This is a genomic window from Variovorax sp. TBS-050B (assembly GCF_029893635.1).
Taxonomy (GTDB): domain Bacteria; phylum Pseudomonadota; class Gammaproteobacteria; order Burkholderiales; family Burkholderiaceae_C; genus Variovorax.
In genome coordinates, this window is record NZ_JARXYR010000002.1 from 3,600,747 (window position 1) to 3,617,381 (window position 16,635).

The window sequence follows — 16,635 nt, forward strand, 5'->3', positions numbered from 1 at the left end:
TTTTGGGGGCTTCAGCGCCGGTTGACGGTGCCGCCGAGGTTCACGATCTGCGCCGAGGGCAGGATCAGGCTGATCACCCGGTTCCAGTTCACCAGCGGCACGTGGTCGACGTAGACCACGTCGCGCGGCCGCAGCTCGAAGCGGTCGGCCAGCGCGAGTGCGACCGGGTTCTTCGCGTCGAGGTGGTAGACCTCGGGCACCTCGTCGCCGGCGTTGCGGATCACGTAGATCTGGCCCGGCGACGAGGTGGTGAGGTCGGGCCCGCCGGCGTCGCCGAGCGCCTCGCCGAGGCTCAGGCGGCCGTTGCGCATCAGCAGCGGCGAGGGGTTGCGGATCTCGCCCATCACGTAGACGCGCGTGTCCTCGCGCGTGCCGACGTTGACGATGTCGCCGTTCTGCAGCGGAATGCGGCTCGCGTCGTAGCCGGCGCGCTGCAGCTGCGCCAGGTCGATCGCCATCGTGCGGCCGCCGCGCGTGAGCGTCACGCGCGAGCGGTCGCCGCTGGTGGTGACGCTGCCGGCGCGGCCGATCGCCTCGGCCAGCGTCATCGGCACGTCGGTGAAGATCTGCAGGCCGGGGTTGCGCACCTCGCCCTCCACATAGACGCGGCGGCCGCGGAAGGTCTGGATGCGCACGCTGACCAGCGGGTCCTTCACGTAGGGCGCGATGCGCTGGGTGATGAACTCGGCCGCGGTGCGCTCGGTCATGCCTTCGAGCTTGGTGCGGCCGATGTACGGGAAGCTGATCTCGCCCTCGGCATCGACGATGAAGCCCGGCGCCACGCTGACGCCGGTCGGGTCGGCCTGCTGGGAGATCACCGCGCCCGCGGCGGGCATCAGCTCGGGATGGCGGTAGACCACGATGCCGACCACGTCGCCGGGCGCGATGGTGTAGCCCGGCGCCTTGCCGAAGAGGCGCTGCACGTCCTCGGGCAGCGCCTGCAGGTTCTGTCCGGCGCGGCTGCGCACCAGTTCGGGCGTGATGGTCGTGATCTTCGGCGCCACGCGCTTGCCGCTGCCGTCGCTGGCGGGCACGGTGTAGCTGCCGCTGGTCGGCGAGCCGAAGCCGGGTGCGCCGCAGCCGCCGAGCGCGAGCGCGACCGGCAGCACCAGCGCGGCCAGCGCTGCCAGCCGGCGCCGGCCGCGCAGGCGCTCTCGCAGGCCGGCTGCGAAGGTGGCGGAGGCGGCGCGGGCGCCGCTCGGGGAACGGGCGGGATCGAGGTGTGCCATGGGATGTCCTTTGCTCCTTGGAACGGATCACTGCGGGACGTAGGCGCCGTGCAGCGGGTGCCCGGCGGCGGGGGTGAGGGGCGGTGCGGGGCTGCGGCGCTCGGCGCCGGCGCCGAAGGCGCGGGCACCGACCCAGTCGCCCACGGCGCGCAGGTAGAGCTGCTGCCCCTCGGCGGTGCAGAAGGTGTGGTCGACCTCGCGCATGAACGCGTACTGCACGCCCTCGGCGAAGGGTTCGCGCGCGAAGGCGCCGAGCTGGTCGCGGCCGCGGTCGCCGACGTGCAGCGAGCCCGAGTAGAGCAGCTGCATCGCCACCTTGCGCTCGGCCAGGCGCCGCATGTTGGCGCCGAACCAGGCGGCGTTCACTTCGGCCGGCCGCGGCTCGGAGAAGAAGCCCGGCAGCGGCGCCGCCGAGCGGCCCGGCAGCAGGTGGCGCAGCAGCCAGCGCCGGGCCTTGCCCGGGAACGAGGGATGCGCGGGCGCCGCGAGCGCGCGCCGCAGCGTGCGCTCCCAGCGCGCGCGCCGCTCGGGAAAGGCGAAGCCGTCGAACAGCGAGAGCGCCACCACGCGCGTGTCGGCCACGCCCGCGGCCATGGCGTGCTCCACGCCCGAGCACATGCCGACGATCACGAACTGGCGCACGCCGAGCTGGCGCTCGACCAGGTCCATCGCCGCCTGCAGGTCGCGCAGGGCACGGGTCTGCAGGTCGTGCGCGGCGCCCATGGCCTCGCTGTCGCCCACGCCGCCGAGGTCGAAGCGCAGGCTGCTCACGCCGCGCGCGGCCAGCAGGTGCGCGAGCTTCACGTTGATGCGACGCGGCCCCACGCGGTGGTTGGCGCCCATGTTGAACATCAGGCAGGCGACGCCGGCCGGCACCTGGTGCACGGGCGCGGTCAGCATGCCCACCAGCGAATCGCCGGGGCCGAAGCGCACCGGCATCTGCGACATCTCATTCATGAAGGGCTCCCTGCAGGCGGTTGAGCGCGTCGGCCGGAACCATCGCGCTGTTGGGGTACGGGTCCGAGGTCCAGTCGAGCCGGTGCTGGAGGTAGGCGAGCCGCACCGGCATGTGGCGCGACTGCTGCTCGGCCGCCCATTGCGCGGTGGCCTCGTCCTCCGGGCCGGTCAGCACCAGCGTCTCGTACAGCGCGGTGAGCGGCAGCGAGGACGGCGCCAGCGCGCCGAGCTGCTGGCGCAGCGCGGGCGAGAGCACGGTGCCGAGCGCTTCCTCGGGCATGGCGTCGGGCTCGCGCACCAGGGCGCGGCGCCAGCGCAGGTCGGGAATGCAGAAGGTGGTGTCGATCGCCGCCACATGCTGCTCGCGCAGGTGGCGCGCATAGCGCCGGCCGTCGATCACCGGCTCCCACAGCACCAGCCGCGAGGGATCGCAGCGGCCGTTGCGCGCCGCCAGCACCGCGAGCGTGGCGCCCAGGCGCGCGCCGATCCAGACGATGCGGCTCGTCGGGGCGCGCCGGCGCAGCTCCTCGTGCGCGGTGCACAGGTCGCGCCGCCAGCCGTCGAGCTCGCCCTCGGCCTCGTCGCCCGGCGAGTCGCCCGCGCCGTGGAAATCGAAGCGCAGCGTGGCGCAGCCGGTGCGCGCCAGGCGCTCGGCCAGCACCTTGTAGAAGCGGTGCGTGCGCAGCCCCTCCTGGCCGAAGGGCGGGCACAGCAGCACCGCGGTGCGCAGGCCGGCCTGCGCCTCGCGCGCCTCGGCGGCCGGATGGAACACGCCGAAGAGCTGGCGCGAGGCCGGCCCGAACATGAAGGGCAGGGCGTTCATGCGCAGAGCTCCGCGGCGCTGCTCGGCGCGCAGGCGCGCACGTGCGTGTGGCGCCATTCCGCGATCGCGCCGACGCTGTCCATGCGCGCGGGCGCGGGCTGCAGCGCCAGCCACAGGATGCGGCCGGCCACCGGCACCTCGACGCCGCGGCAGTCGGCCACCACGCCGACCTCGAAGCGGTCGGGCGGCACGATCAGCCCCAGGCCGATGGCCTTGAGGCAGGCCTCCTTGCGCGTCCAGCAGACCAGGAAGGCGCGCTCGCGCTCGCCGGCGGGCAGGGCGGCGAGCGTCTCGGCCTCCTGCCGCGTGAAGTGGCGCTCGGCGAGCGCCAGCGCATCGGGCACCGGGCGCAGCTGCTCGACGTCGGCGCCCAGCGGGCCGCGCCGTCCGATGGCGATCAGGCCCAGCCCATGGCTGTGGCTGAGCGAGAAGTGCACGCGCGATCCGCGGGCGAGCGAGGGCTTGCCGAAGGCGCTGCGCGTGAAGTGCAGCGCATCGGGGCGCTCGCCGGTCTGCTCGGCCAGCGCGCGGCGCAGCGCGGCATGGGCGGCCACGAAGCGCCGGCGGTCGGCGTTGAAGCGGAACTGCGCGGCGCGCTCGCGCTCCTCGTCGGACAGCATCTGCTCGGCGTCGTCGCTCGCGCGCTCGTCGAGGTCGAGGTAGCGGCACAGCGGCGCCTCGACGGCGGACAGGGAAAAAACGGCGGAGCCCATGGCGGCTACTCCCTGCGCAGCCAGCCGCTGAGGGCGCGGCTCAGCAGGCCGTCGCCGCGCGGCGCGCTCTTGAGCTGCGCGAGCGGCACGCGCGGCAGCTCGGCGCCGTCGGCCTCGTCGGCCGGGACATGGGCCGAGGCCGCGATCTGGCCCAAGTTCTCGAACAGGTAGCGGCGCGAGGCCACGCGGTAGCCCAGCGTGCGCTCGGCCTGCTCGATGGCGCGCAGCACCAGCAGCGAATCGCCGCCCAGGTCGAAGAAGTTGTCGGTGGGCCGGATGTCGTTGACGTCGATGCCGATCACCGAGGCCCAGATCTGCGCGAGCTTGGCGTGCTCGGGGTTGAGCAGGATGTCCTCGGCCTTGGCGCCGGCCGCCGCGCCGTCGGCCGCGGGCGCGGCCTTCTGCGGATCGGCCGCGGAGAGCCGGCGCAGGTAGAGCGCGCTGGTCGAGCCCTCCTCGCTCGCGAGCGTGGCGAGCGTGGCCTCCGGCCGCTCGACCACGCGGTGCAGCACCTCGAGGTAGCGGTCGCGCAGCTGTGCGCCGGTCTCGCGCAGGTAGACGTCGGCGTTGTAGATCAGCGCGCCTTCGAGACCGTGCGGCTTGTCCATGAGCCAGACGCCGATGTCGTCGGTGGCGCCGCGCTGCATCAGGTGCAATTGCCGCGTCTGCAGGCTGCCGAGGCGCCGTGCGCGGTCGCGCGCATCCTGGAACGAGAACATCGACTGGTAGGGTCCGACCGAGCGGATCCGGTTGGCGAGCGCGGGCTCGGCCATCAGCCGCTCGAAGGGCACCTGCTGGTAGTTCATCAGCGCGAGCAGCTCGCCCTTCACGTAGCGCATGAAGTCGGGCAGCGGGAGGCTGGCGTCGACGGTGAGCGACACCGGCAGCACGTTGTTGAAGAAGCCCATCACGTCCTCGGTCTCGGGCTGCTGGCGGCCGCGCACCGGGTTGGCGATGACGATGGTCTCCGAGCCGATGACGCGGCTCATGGTGAGCGCATAGATGCCGAAGGTCAGCATGCTGAGCGTCACGTCCATGTCGCGCGCGATCCTGCGCAGCTGCTGCGTGACCGAGAGATCGACCCGGATCCACTGCGCGCCGCCCTGGCCGCTCTTGCCCGCGCGGCGCGGCATGTCGGTGCGGGGCAGGCGCGGCAGCGGCGACCTGGCGAAGCGCTCGAGCCAGAAGTCGAGCTGCGGCTGGAACGCGGGCTCCTTCATCCAGCCTTCCAGCCATTCGGCGTAGTCGCCGTGCGTGGTGGTGAGCGCGGGCAGGCCGTGCGGCCGGCCGCGCTCGGCGGCGTCGTAGATGGCCGACAGCTCGCGCTGCAGCAGGTCGAAGGACCAGCCGTCCCAGATCAGGTGGTGCGGCACGAACAGGAACACATGGTCGTGCGCATCGAGCTGGAACACGGCCGCATGGATCATCGGCGCGCGGTGGATGTCGATCGGTTCGTCGGCGATCTCCTGCATCAGCTCGGCGAGCTCGGCCTCGCGCTGGTCGGCCGGCAGCTTGCGCAGGTCGATCACCGGCAGCGAGAACTCGACCGCCTCCGCGATCAGCTGCACCGGGCGGCCGGTGTCCGGATCGGTTCCCATGCGGGTGCGCAGCGCGGGCTGGCGGCGGATGATCTCCTGGAACGCGGCCTCGAAGCGCGCCGCGTCGAAGCTGCCGAGCAGGCGCTGCGCCGAGGGCGCGTTGTAGACCGAGCGGCCCGGGTGCAGGTCTTCCATGAAGCGGATGCGCTCCTGCGCCAGCGTGAGCGGCGCGCTCGTGCGGTCGAGCCGGCAGGGCAGCGGCGCCTGGCGGCCGGCGCCCGCGCCCTGCAGCCGCTCGATGGCGGCGGCGAGGCGCTCGGCCGTGGGCGCCTCGAACAGCGTGCGCAGCGGCAGCGTGACCTGGAACTCGCGGCCCAGCAGCGTGGTGAGGCGCGAGGCCAGCAGCGAATGGCCGCCCATGGTGAAGAAGTCGTCCTGCATGTCGAGGCCGGGCAGGCTCAGCACCTTCTCCATCGCTTCGAGCACGCGGCGCTCGCAGTCGTTGCGCGGGCCGGCGCCGCGCCGCGCCTCCTCGCGCGAGACCGCCTGCGGCGGCGGCAGCGCGACGCGGTCGACCTTGCCGTTGGGCAGCGTGGGCAGCGACTTCAGGGCCACCACGTGCTGCGGCAGCATGAAGGCCGGCAGGTGCTCGCGCAGGTGCAGCATCAGCGCGTCGAGGCTGAAGTCCACGCCCGGCGTGAGCGCGAGGTAGGCCACCAGGCGCACGTCGCCCGGGCTGTCCTCGCGCGCCACCACCACCGAGCGCGAGACGCCGGCCACCTCGCGGCAGCGCGCCTCGATCTCGCCGGGCTCGATGCGGTAGCCGCGCACCTTGAGCTGGAAGTCGAGCCGGCCGAGGTGCTCGATCAGCCCGTCGTTGCGCCAGCGGCCGCGGTCGCCGGTGCGGTAGATCGTGCGGGCGCTGCCGAGGATGCGCGTGGTGACGAAGCGCTCGGCCGTGAGCTCGGGCCGCTCGATGTAGCCGTCGGCCAGGGCCCTCGCCCGCGATGCAGATCTCGCCGGGCACGCCGACGGGGCAGGGCTGCAGCGCGGGGTCGAGGATCCAGATCTCGGTGTTGTCCACCGGCAGGCCGATCGACACGCCGCGCGAGGCGACCACGTCGGGCCGCACCAGCCAGGCGGTGGAATAGACGGTGGTCTCGGTCGGGCCGTAGCCGTTCCAGAGTTCGTCGAGCCGCTCGCACAGCGCGAGCGCGAAGCTGGGCCGCAGCGGCTCGCCCCCGATCCAGCCGCGGAAGCCGGGCGCGCCGGGCCATTGCGCGTCGAGCAGCATCTGCCACATGCCTGGCGTGGCCTGCAGGAAGCTGATGCGCTCCTCCTGCAGCAGCCGGCTCAGGCGCTCGCCGTCCTGTGCGACCTCGCGCTGCACCATCACGATCTCGGCGCCGGCCGCGAGCGGCAGCAGCAGGTCGGGCACCGCCATGTCGAAGGACAGCGTGGTCACGGCGGCCAGCCGGTCCTCGGGCACGAGGCCGGACTTGCGCTGCATCCACTGCAGCAGGTTGGCCACCGAGCGGTGCAGCGCGCTCACGCCCTTGGGCAGGCCGGTGGAGCCCGAGGTGTAGATCACGTAGGCGCCGTCGTCGGGGCCGGCATCCTCGTCGCTCGGCGCGAGCGCTTCGCCCGATTCCTGCTGCCAGGCGGTGTCGCGGTCGATCTCGAACACCGGCGCGCCGGCGCCGCGCGGCGCGGCCGCGATGTCGGCGGTGGTCAGCAGCAGGCAGAGGTCGGCGTCCTGCGCATAGTGGTCGAGCCGCGCCTGCGGGAAGGCCGGGTCGAGCGGCACGTAGGCCGCGCCGGCCTTGAGCACGGCCAGCAGGCCGACGATCATTTCCAGGCTGCGCTCCAGGCACAGCCCCACGCGCCGGCCGCGGCCGACGCCGCGCGCGCGCAGCGCCCGGGCGAGGCGGTTCGACTGCGCATCGAGCTCGGCATAGCTGCACACGCGCGCACCGTCGCGCACCGCGGGCCGGTCGGGCTGCTGCGGCACGCGCGCGAGGAAGCCGGCCAGCGCATGCGGCGCGCCCTTCAGCGCGACGGGCGGCGGCTGCAGCGCGAGCAGCGCCTGCGTGGCCTCGGCGGACAGCAGTTCGAGCCGCCCGACGGCCTCGCCGGGTTCGCGCACTGCCGAGCGCAGGATGCACTCGTACATGTCGAGCCAGCGCGCGACGCTGGCCTCGTCGAACAGGTCGGCGTTGTACTGCGCCTCGATCTGCAGGCCGCCGTCGAGCGGGCGCAGGTTCAGGAACAGCTCGAAGTTCTCGTAGCGGCGCGGGATCGTGTCCTGCACGACCTCCAGGCCCCGGAAGGTCTGCGCGCCGCCGGCCACGTCGGGATCGACGTTGAACGCCACGCTCACCAGCGGCAGCCGGCTCGGGTCGCGCTGCAGCGAGAGCTTGCCGAGCAGCGCGCCGTAGGTGAGCGCCTGGTGGTCGAAGGCGTCGAGCACCGCGGTGCCGCAGGCGCCCATCAGCGCGTCGAAGCGCAGCTGGCCGTTCGCGGCGATGCGCAGCGGCAGCAGGTTGACGCAATGGCCCACCAGGCCCGGCATGTCGCGCGCGACCTGGCCCGAGGCCGGGATGCCGACCACGATGTCGTCCTGCGCGGTGAGGCGGTGCAGGGTGGCCACGAAGCCGCCGAGCAGGCCCGCGAAAAGGCTCGCGCCGGTCTTCGCGCTCATCGCGCGCACGGCGGCCACGAGCTTGCGGTCGAGCAGGCGCTCGGTGCGGCGCGAGGCGAAGGTGCGCGCGGCCGGGCGCGGATGGTCCACCGGCAGTTCCAGCACGGGCAGGGTGCTGCCCGAGAAGCGCTCGAGCCAGTAGTCCACGTGCGGCTGCATGTCGGGATGCGCGGCCTCGGCGGCTTCGCTGGCGGCGAAGGCGGCATAGCTCGGCGCCGGCTTGAGCGGCGTGCCGCCGTGGCCCGCCTGCTCCGCATAGAGCTGGCCGAGCTGCTCGGTGATGACCATCCACGACCAGCCGTCGCAGACCACGTGGTGGGCCGACATGACGAGCTCGTGCTCGGCCTCGCCGAGCCGGTAGAGCGCGGCGCGGAACAGCGGGCCGTGCTCGAGCGCGAAGGGCGTGCACACGGCTTCCTCGTGCGCGCGCGTCAGAGCCTGCGCGCGCAGCTCGGGGGCGAGGCCGCTCAGGTCGTGGCGGGCGAGCCGGACCTCGCCCTGCTGGCCCACGAGCATGCAGCCGCCGTCGGGCGAGATCGTGGCGCGCAGCGCCTGGTGGCGCTCGACCAGCCGCTCGATGGCGCGCGCGAGCGCATCGGCGTCGAGCGCGCCGCGCAGGCGCAGCAGCACCGATTCGTTGTAGGCGAGCGAGGCCTCGGTGCTCATGGTGGCACCGAGCCAGACCTCGCGCTGCGATTCCGTGGTCGGAATCACGCACTCGACGAAGCCGCTCGCGGCGGTGGGGCGGAGAACGGCGTTCATGCTGCAGCCTTTCCATTGATGAGGGAGCCGGCGCTGGTGCCGGCGGTGTCGGGCACGTACCAGAAGGGCTGGCCGTCGACGTCGCGGGCCAGGATGGAGCCGTCTTCGTCGCGCGGCCTGCGGTGGTCGAAGCCCGTCACCACGGTCGCGCGGCGCGGCAGGAAGCCGGACTCCTGCATCTCGGCCACCGAGTCCTTGAAGGCGCGCTGGATCAGCGCGATCTCCTCGGCGCCGTGCGCGCTGGTGAGGAAGCACGGGAAGTTGTCGAGGATGTGCACGCCGCGGCTGCGCATCATGGCGAACAGCAGGTCCTGCAGCGGATGGTCCTCGAGCCAGCTCACGCGCCAGAGCGAGGCGAAGTGGCGCACCGCGATCGGCGCACCCACCTCGGCGCACCATGCCGTGAGCTCGTCGGCCATGGCCGCGGTGTTCGCGCTGAGGCCGGCCTGCAGCGCCGGGCCGCACTCCTTCAGGTGCAGGAGCGCGGCCTTCGATGCGGCCAGCGCGAGCGGATGCCGCACGAAGGTGCCGGCGAAGTAGGTCACGCCCACGCCGGGGATCGAGTCGTCGCCGTACTGCCAGGCGCCGCCGTCGAGCGCATCCATGAAGGCGCGCTTGCCCGCGATCACGCCCACGGGCATGCCGCCGCCGATCACCTTGCCGTAGGTCGCGAGGTCGGCGCGCACGCCGAAGAGTTCCTGCGCACCGCCGAGGCCGACGCGGAAGCCGGTGATGACCTCGTCGAAGATCAGGCAGGCGCCGTGCTGCTCGGTCACGGCGCGCACCTCCTGCAGGAACTCGCGCGGCTGGAAGTCGGGGCGGCGGCTCTGCACCGGCTCGCACAGCACCGCGGCGAGGTCGTCGGCGTTCTCGCGGATGAAGGCCAGCGCCTCGGCGGTGCCGTAGTCGAGCACGCGGATGTCGCCGAACATGCCGCTCATCACGCCGGGCGCGGCGGACAGGCCGCGGTGGCCCTTGCCGGCGCGCACCAGCACTTCGTCGAAGGTGCCGTGGTAGGAGCCGGTGAACACGACCACGGTGCTGCGCCCGGTGACCGTGCGCGCGATGCGCAGCGCGGCCATCACCGCCTCGGAGCCGGTATTGCAGAGCGCGGCCCGGTCGTTGCCCGTGAGTTCGCAGACCAGCCGCGTGACGTCGGCCGCGAGCGGATGCTGCGGGCCGATCTCGTAGCCCTCGTCGAGCTGGCGCCGCACGGCATCCAGCACGAAGTCGGGCTGCCAGCCGAACATGTTCATGCCGAAGCCGTTGAGCGCGTCGACGTATTCGTTGCCGTCGATGTCCCAGAGCCGCGCGCCCTTGGAGCGCTCGATCACGATCTGGTAGGTGATCTCCTTGGTGATCGGACGGAAGCCGTTGACCACGCGCGGATCGGCCATGTGGGCGCGGTTGGCCTCGGTGAACTCCTTGCTCTTCTGCGTGCGCGCCACGTAGCGCCGCATGAAGGCCGCCAGGCGCGCCTTCTGCCGGCCGCTGGGCTCGGCGGTGCGCTGCGTGTGGATGCGCGCGATGGCGCCGAAGGCCTTGGTGACGTCGTAGCGCTGCGGCTCCTTCGAGGGCGCGGCATCGTCGGCGGGGACTGCGGCGGCGGCCGGCTGCGCGGGCTCGCGCGGCAGTTCGATCGGCGCGGCCGCGGCGGCCGGCAGCGGCGTGCCGGCGGCGCCCGAGAGCAGCGCGAGCTGCTGGCGCATGAGTTCCATCTGCTGCGCGACCAGCTGCGCGATCGGCGTGTTCGCCGCCAGGCCGGGTCCGGCGACCATCGGCTGGACGACCGCCGGCTGTGGCACAGGCTGCACAGGCGCGACGGCCGCCGGGGCCGGCGCGGCAACCGCTGCCACGGGCGCGGCCTCCGCCGGCAGGCTCTCGCGCAGGAAGGCGGAGAGCGCATCGAAGCTGCGGTAGTTCTCCATCAGCTGGCGAAAGCTCAGGTTGACCTTGAAGTGCTTCTTGATCTGGGTCGCGACCTGGGTCAGCGTCAGCGAATCGAGCCCGAGCTCGCCGAAGGCGGCATGGCCCTCGGCCTGGGCCATGTCGATGCCGGAGATGTCCTCGAACAGGGACCGCAGCCGCGCGTCGAGCGCCGGCGAAGGCGGCGCGACCGGGGAGGCGGGGGCGATGAGTGGCGGGGGCGCAGCAGCTGTCACGTTCGGCTCCAGGAAAGGGGTGGGTTGGACGGAAGGAACGAGCGCGGGCGCATCGGCCGCAGGCGTGCGCGGGGCCGCGATGTCGACCCAGAAGCGCTTGCGCTCGAAGGGATAGGTGGGCAGGCGCACGCGCTGTGCGCCGGGCCGCAGGGCGAGCCGCGAGAGCTCGAGGTCGGTGCCGCAGGCCCAGAGGCGTGCCAGCGCGAGCCGCACGTGGCGCGCCTCGTCGGCCGGCTCGCCGTGCAGCAGCGACACGGTTTCGCGCGCGCCGTGCTGGCGCAGCAGGGTGGCGAGCGTGTTGCGCGGGCCGACCTCGACGAAGAGCGGCCGTGCGGCATCGGCCATGGCGCTCTTCACCGCGGGCGAGAAGCGCACGGTGCCGCGCAGGTGGCGCGCCCAGTAGGCGGGGCTGGCGGCCTCGGCGTCTTCGAGCCGGCGGCCGGTGAGCGTGGAGAAGATCGGCACCGTGGGCGGATGCAGCGCCACCTCGGCCACCAGCGCCTCGAAGGGCGCGACGGCGGCGTCCATCATCGAGGAATGAAAGGCGTGCGAGGTCTGGAGCGCGCGGCAGGCGATGCCTTCCTCCTGCAGCGCCGCTTCGAGCGCGGCGACCGCCTCGAAGGGGCCCGCGACCACCGCGGCCGTGGGCCCGTTGTCGGCCGCGAGCGAGAGCGCGGGGTCGAGCCGGCCGGCGAGCGCGTCGGCGGCCAGGCGCACCGACAGCATCGCGCCGGGCGGCTGCGCCTGCATCAGCGCGCCGCGGCGCGCGACGAGCCGGGCGGCGTCCTCGAGGCGCATCACGCCCGCGACCACGGCGGCGACGAATTCGCCGACGCTGTGGCCGATCAGCGCATGCGGCCGCACGCCGAGCGACAGCAGCCGGCGCGCGAGCGCGTACTCGACCGCGAAGAGCGCGGGCTGGGTGACCGCCGTGGGCCGCAGCGCGTCGTCGCCGCCGCAGAAGATGCGCTCGCGCAGGTCGAAGTCGAGCGCGCCGCCGAAGGCCTTGAGGCAGGTGTCGAAGGCGGCGGCGAAGACCGGGTCGTTGGCATGCAGCACCTTGCCCATGCCCGCGTACTGCGCGCCCTGGCCCGGGAACACCAGCACCGGCTGCGGCGCGCGCGCATCGACCTGGCCGCTGGCGCGCCAGGGGCTGTCGGCGGCGCGCAGCGCGGCCACGGCCTCGGCCGCATCGTTGGCGACGATCGCGCGGCGGAAGGCGTGCGCCTTGCGGCCGACGCCGAGCGTGTAGGCCACGTCGGCCAGCGGCAGTCCGGGCGCGGCTTCGAGGTGCGCGGCGAGCTGCTCGGTGGCGATGGCGAGCGCGGCCTCCGAGCGCGCCGACAGCGGCAGCACCTGCGGGCCGCGCGCGGCAGCGGGGGCGGGGCGCGTGGGCGCTTCCTCCACCACCACGTGCGCGTTGGTGCCGCCCACGCCGAAGGCGCTGACGCCGGCGCGCCGCGGCGCCTCGGCCGTGCGCGGCCAGCGCTGCAGGCTGCGCGTGACGTAGAACGGCGTGCGCGCGAAGTCGATCGCGGGGTTGGGCGCGCTGAAGTGGGCGGTCGGCGGAATCTGCTCGTGGTGCAGCGCGAGCGCGGTCTTGATCAGGCCGGCCACGCCCGCGGCCGTGACCATGTGGCCCACGTTGCTCTTGAGCGAGCCGAGGGTGCAGTAGCCGCGCGCGTCGGTGTGCTCGGCATAGGCGCAGGTCAGCGCCTCCACCTCGACCGGGTCGCCCATCGGCGTGGCGGTGCCGTGGGCCTCGACATAGGAGATGCTGCGCGCATCGACGTTGGCGGCCGCCAGCGCGGCGCGGATCACGGCCGCCTGGCCGTCCACGCTCGGCGCGGTGAAGCTGGCCTTGGTGCCGCCGTCGTTGTTGACGCAGGCGCTGCGCAGCACGGCGTAGATGGTGTCGCCGTCGGCCTGCGCGTCGGCCAGCCGCTTGAGCAGAACGACCGCGGCGCCGTCGCTGAAGACGGTGCCCTGGGCCCGCGCGTCGAAGCTGCGCGTGTGACCGTCGGGCGAGAGCATCGAGCCCTCGTTGTAGAGGTAGCCGCTGCGCGGCGGGCAGGTGACCGAGGCGCCGCCCGCGAGCGCCATGTAGCACTGCCCCGTGCGCAGCGCATGGAAGGCATGGGCCACGGCCACGAGCGAGGTGGAGCAGGCGGTGTGCACGCTGACCGCGGGCCCGGTGAGGTTGAGCCGGTTCGCGACGCGGGTGGTGATGTAGTCCTTCTCGTTCGCCAGCATCACCTGGAACTCGCCGACCGCCTCGACCAGATCGGGCCGGGTGGCGACGTGGCGCTGGAAGTAGGTCGCGTTGTACATGCCGGCGTACACGCCCACGGGGCCGGGCGCGTCGTCGGGCACGTAGCCCGCGCGTTCGAGGCATTCCCAGCAGATCTCGAGGAAGATGCGCTGCTGCGGGTCCATCAGCGCGGCTTCCTTCGGGCCGATGCCGAAGAAGGCGGCGTCGAAGTTCTCGATGCCCTCGACCACGCCGCGCGCCCGCACGTAGGCGGGGTCGCGGCGCAGCGCGTCGCTCACGCCGGCATCGAGCGTCTCGTCGTCGAAGAAGCTGATGGTGTCGCGGCCGGCGACGAGGTTGTCCCAGAACTGCTCGACGTCGGCCGCGCCCGGAAAGCGGCCTGCGGTGCCGATCAGCGCGATGGCTTCCGTCATGTCGGCCGGCGTGGCGCGCGGCGCGGGCGTGGTGCCGGCCGCGGGCGCATCGGCGGCGGGCGCTTCGATTTCGGCCGCGATCGCGGCCGGCGTGGGCTGGCGGAAGAAGAGGTTGGTCGAGAGCACGCGCGTGCTCTCGCGCTGCAGCTCGGCCAGCACCTGCAGCACCCGCACCGAATCGCCGCCGAGGTCGAAGAAGTTGTCGTTGCGCCCGACATTGCCGATGTGCAGCGCACGCGCGAAGGCATCGCACACGCGCTGCTCTGCGGCGCTGCGCGCTTCCTCGAAGGGTTGCGCGAGCGCCGGCCGCTCGGCCGCGGGTTCGGGCAGCGCGCGGCGGTCGAGCTTGCCGTTGGGCGTGACCGGCAGCGCGGCGAGCCAGACCTGCGCCGCGGGCAGCAGCGCCGCGGGCAGGCGCGTGGCGAGGTGCGCGCGCAGCGCGTCCCACGAGAGCTTGTGCGTGCGCGCCACGAGGTAGGCCACGAGGCGCAGCTGGCCTTCGGCGTCGGGCCGCGCGACGACGGCGCAGGACTGGATCGCCGGATGCGCGAGGATCGCCGCCTCGACCTCGCCCGTCTCGATGCGGTGGCCGTGGATCTTGACCTGCCCGTCGCGGCGGCCGATGAACTCGATGGTGCCGTCGGGCAGCCAGCGCGCGAGGTCGCCGGTGCGGTAGAGGCGCTCGCCGGGCGCGCCGAAGGGGTCGGGCACGAAACGATCCTGCGTGAGCGCGGGCTGCCGCAGGTAGCCGCGCGCGAGCCCGTGGCCGCCGATGCAGAGCTCGCCGACCAGGCCGGTCGGCAGCAGCGCCATGGTGGGGCTCAGCACGCGCAGCACGGTGTCCTTGATCGGACGGCCGAGCGGGATCGAGCGCAGTTCCGGCGGCAGCACGCGCGGGATGCGGTGGGTGGCCGCGAAGGTGGTGCATTCGGTCGGGCCGTAGCCATTGCTGAGCGTGAGCGCGGGCAGCGCTGCGAGCGCGCGCCGCACGTGCGGCACCGACAGCGCCTCGCCGCCCGTGAGCAGATGGCGCAGGCCCGCGAGATGCCGCGGGTCGTCGTCGATCACCGCGTTGAAGAGCGCGGCGGTGAGCCAGGCGGTGTGCACCTCGTGGCGCGCGATGGTCTGCGCGAGGCCCGCGCCCGTGGGCACGCGCTCGCCGTGCACCACGCACACGCCGCCGTTGAGCAGCGGGCCCCAGATCTCGAAGGTGGCCGCATCGAAGGCGAGCGGCGCGGCGTGCAGCACCGCGCGGCCGGGCACGAGTTCGGCGTAGGGCGCATCGACGACCAGGCGCAGGATCGCGCGATGGCTGATCTCGATGCCCTTGGGCGTGCCGGTCGAGCCCGAGGTGTACATGACGTAGGCGGCCGATTCGCCGTCGATCGCGGGCGTGTGCCACGGCGAGAGGCTGTCCGCGCGCGCTTCGCCTTCGAGGGCCTCGGGCGGCAGCGCGGCCACCGACGCGGGCACGAGGTGCCGGTGCTCGGGCGCGGCGAGCACCTGCCGCACGCCGGTTTCGTCGAGCATGTGGGCGATGCGCTGGGGCGGGAACTCCGGCGAGAGCGGCACGTAGGCCGCGCCCGCCTTCAGCACGCCGAGCTGCGCCACCACGGCCGCGATCGAACGGTCCAGCAGCAGTCCGACGCTGTCGCCCGGCTGCACGCCCAGTTGCTGCAAGCGGTGCGCGAGCCGGCCGGCGCGGCGTTCGAGCTCGGCGTAGCGCACCTGCTCGTCGCCCTGCGCGAGCGCCACCGCATCGGGCGTGGCCGCGGCCTGGCGGGTGAACAGGCCGGTGACGGTGAGGCTGCTGTCCACGGGTGCAGGGGCGCTGTTCCACGCGAACAGCTGCTGCGCGCGGTCGGCGGCCGGCAGGGTGCGGATGTCGCCGAGCGGAGCATCGGGGCGGTCGAGCAGGTCGGCGGCGGTGTCCGCCACCGCGGCGAGCAGCTGCGCGGCCGATGCGGCGTCGAGCAGGGCTGCGGCGGAGGCGAGTTCGAGGCGGGGTGCATCGGCGTCGGCGATGAACCGGAGGGCGAGCGGCGCGCCGGGCCGAGGCAGGGTGCCGTCGCCGCGCAGCCAGAGGGCGGTGGCCGACGGTTCGGGCGTGTCGTTGGTGGCGGGGGGCTGGCGCCTTGCTTCGTCGAGCGCTGCGAGCCAGGTGCTCGCCGGCAGCGCAGGGTCGAAGGCTGCCGGGACGGCGAGGACGGCAAGGCCGTGTTCGCCCGGCAGACCTTCGTGCAGCACTGGCCGGTCCATGCCGAGCCAGCGGGCCTGCAGCAGCAGCCAGGCCGCCGCGAAAGGGGTGTCGGGCAGGTGCCCGCGGTCTGCAACCTGTTGCAACCGACGCCGGGCGTCCGGCGCCGGAAGCATCAATGAATTCTCATCAAGATCCTCTGAATTTCCGACATTCAATGGCGTCGCGAACAGGTCGCCCACGGAGGGCGGGGGGACTTCGAATTGGGCCGGAGAAACAGTTGCGAGTTTCATGAATAAGCCTGGGTCGGTAATACGTACCAATAAATCGGAGTCGGAATAGAGCCATGCGGAAAGGGATTGGTCGCGTAGTACGTTTGGTCATATTTGGGTTGGCGATCCTAGGGGCTTTGCCAGGGCCGTTGGGTGCAAATGTTGGTCAAGTTACAAACGTGAATCAAATGTTACATAGACGTACTACCCGATATCGCTCAGAGTGGGTAGCCATAGCCAATTCCGGGCGCCGCGCGAGCTGGAAAAACACCGTTCGAGGGCTTCGCGAAACGCATCGAACCGGCGTGACCAGGGCTTCAATGTAGGAAGCAGGGGACGTTCATGCATGAGCGCTGCGCCCCCTCGCAGGGGAGACAATCGCCCCCTTTTGCCGCCCCCGATCCATGACAAAGCGCCTGCAGAAATGCAGAGCGAACAGGCGTACAAACGGGGTCGGACCCAAGGGGCGGGCACACGCGCCGCGGCGCACGAGGCAAGCTGGCGCGCAACACGAGTGGCTCCGGCGCCACAAGACTGAAACAGAGTACTTTGGGCCTAAATGGGGATGGGGAGAACAGGCCTGTTATTAATCAGCC

6 protein-coding genes and 1 pseudogene are annotated in these 16,635 nt (G+C 73.0%); all 7 read right to left on the bottom strand.

Features of this window, described 5'->3' with window-relative positions; translation table 11 throughout:
* Positions 1-11: 11 nt before the first annotated feature.
* On the bottom strand, positions 12-1,229 hold the full coding sequence (locus M2165_RS19730) for a polysaccharide biosynthesis/export family protein (protein ID WP_280816275.1): 1,218 nt from the start codon (positions 1,227-1,229) through the stop codon (positions 12-14).
* 27 nt (positions 1,230-1,256) lie between these two features.
* Positions 1,257-2,186: a hypothetical protein gene (locus M2165_RS19735; protein WP_280816276.1), complete on the bottom strand. Its 930-nt coding sequence runs from the start codon at positions 2,184-2,186 to the stop codon at positions 1,257-1,259.
* Positions 2,179-3,009: an alpha/beta fold hydrolase gene (locus M2165_RS19740; protein WP_280816277.1), complete on the bottom strand. Its 831-nt coding sequence runs from the start codon at positions 3,007-3,009 to the stop codon at positions 2,179-2,181. The genes M2165_RS19735 and M2165_RS19740 overlap by 8 nt, the downstream gene beginning before the upstream one ends.
* On the bottom strand, positions 3,006-3,722 hold the full coding sequence (locus M2165_RS19745; protein ID WP_280817584.1) for a 4'-phosphopantetheinyl transferase superfamily protein: 717 nt from the start codon (positions 3,720-3,722) through the stop codon (positions 3,006-3,008). The genes M2165_RS19740 and M2165_RS19745 overlap by 4 nt, the downstream gene beginning before the upstream one ends.
* A 5-nt stretch (positions 3,723-3,727) precedes the next feature.
* Positions 3,728-6,091, bottom strand: coding sequence for a condensation domain-containing protein (locus M2165_RS19750; RefSeq protein WP_280816278.1), 2,364 nt, complete (start codon positions 6,089-6,091; stop codon positions 3,728-3,730).
* A 223-nt stretch (positions 6,092-6,314) separates the two neighbouring features.
* A pseudogene (locus tag M2165_RS19760) lies at positions 6,315-8,723 on the bottom strand (condensation domain-containing protein); the annotation flags it as partial.
* A complete protein-coding gene (locus M2165_RS19765) occupies positions 8,720-15,913 on the bottom strand; it encodes a polyketide synthase (protein WP_280816279.1) in 7,194 nt (2,397 codons plus the stop codon). The pseudogene M2165_RS19760 and the gene M2165_RS19765, both read right to left, overlap by 4 nt.
* Between the last annotated feature and the right edge of the window lie 722 nt (positions 15,914-16,635).

What these genes read in the sequence shown, in the direction of transcription:
- M2165_RS19745 (WP_280817584.1), bottom strand. Translation starts at nt 3,722, where the DNA reads ATGGGCTCCGCCGTTTTTTCCCTGTCCGCCGTCGAGGCGCCGCTGTGC.
- M2165_RS19735 (WP_280816276.1), bottom strand. Translation starts at nt 2,186, where the DNA reads ATGAATGAGATGTCGCAGATGCCGGTGCGCTTCGGCCCCGGCGATTCG.
- M2165_RS19740 (WP_280816277.1), bottom strand. Translation starts at nt 3,009, where the DNA reads ATGAACGCCCTGCCCTTCATGTTCGGGCCGGCCTCGCGCCAGCTCTTC.
- M2165_RS19730 (WP_280816275.1), bottom strand. Translation starts at nt 1,229, where the DNA reads ATGGCACACCTCGATCCCGCCCGTTCCCCGAGCGGCGCCCGCGCCGCC.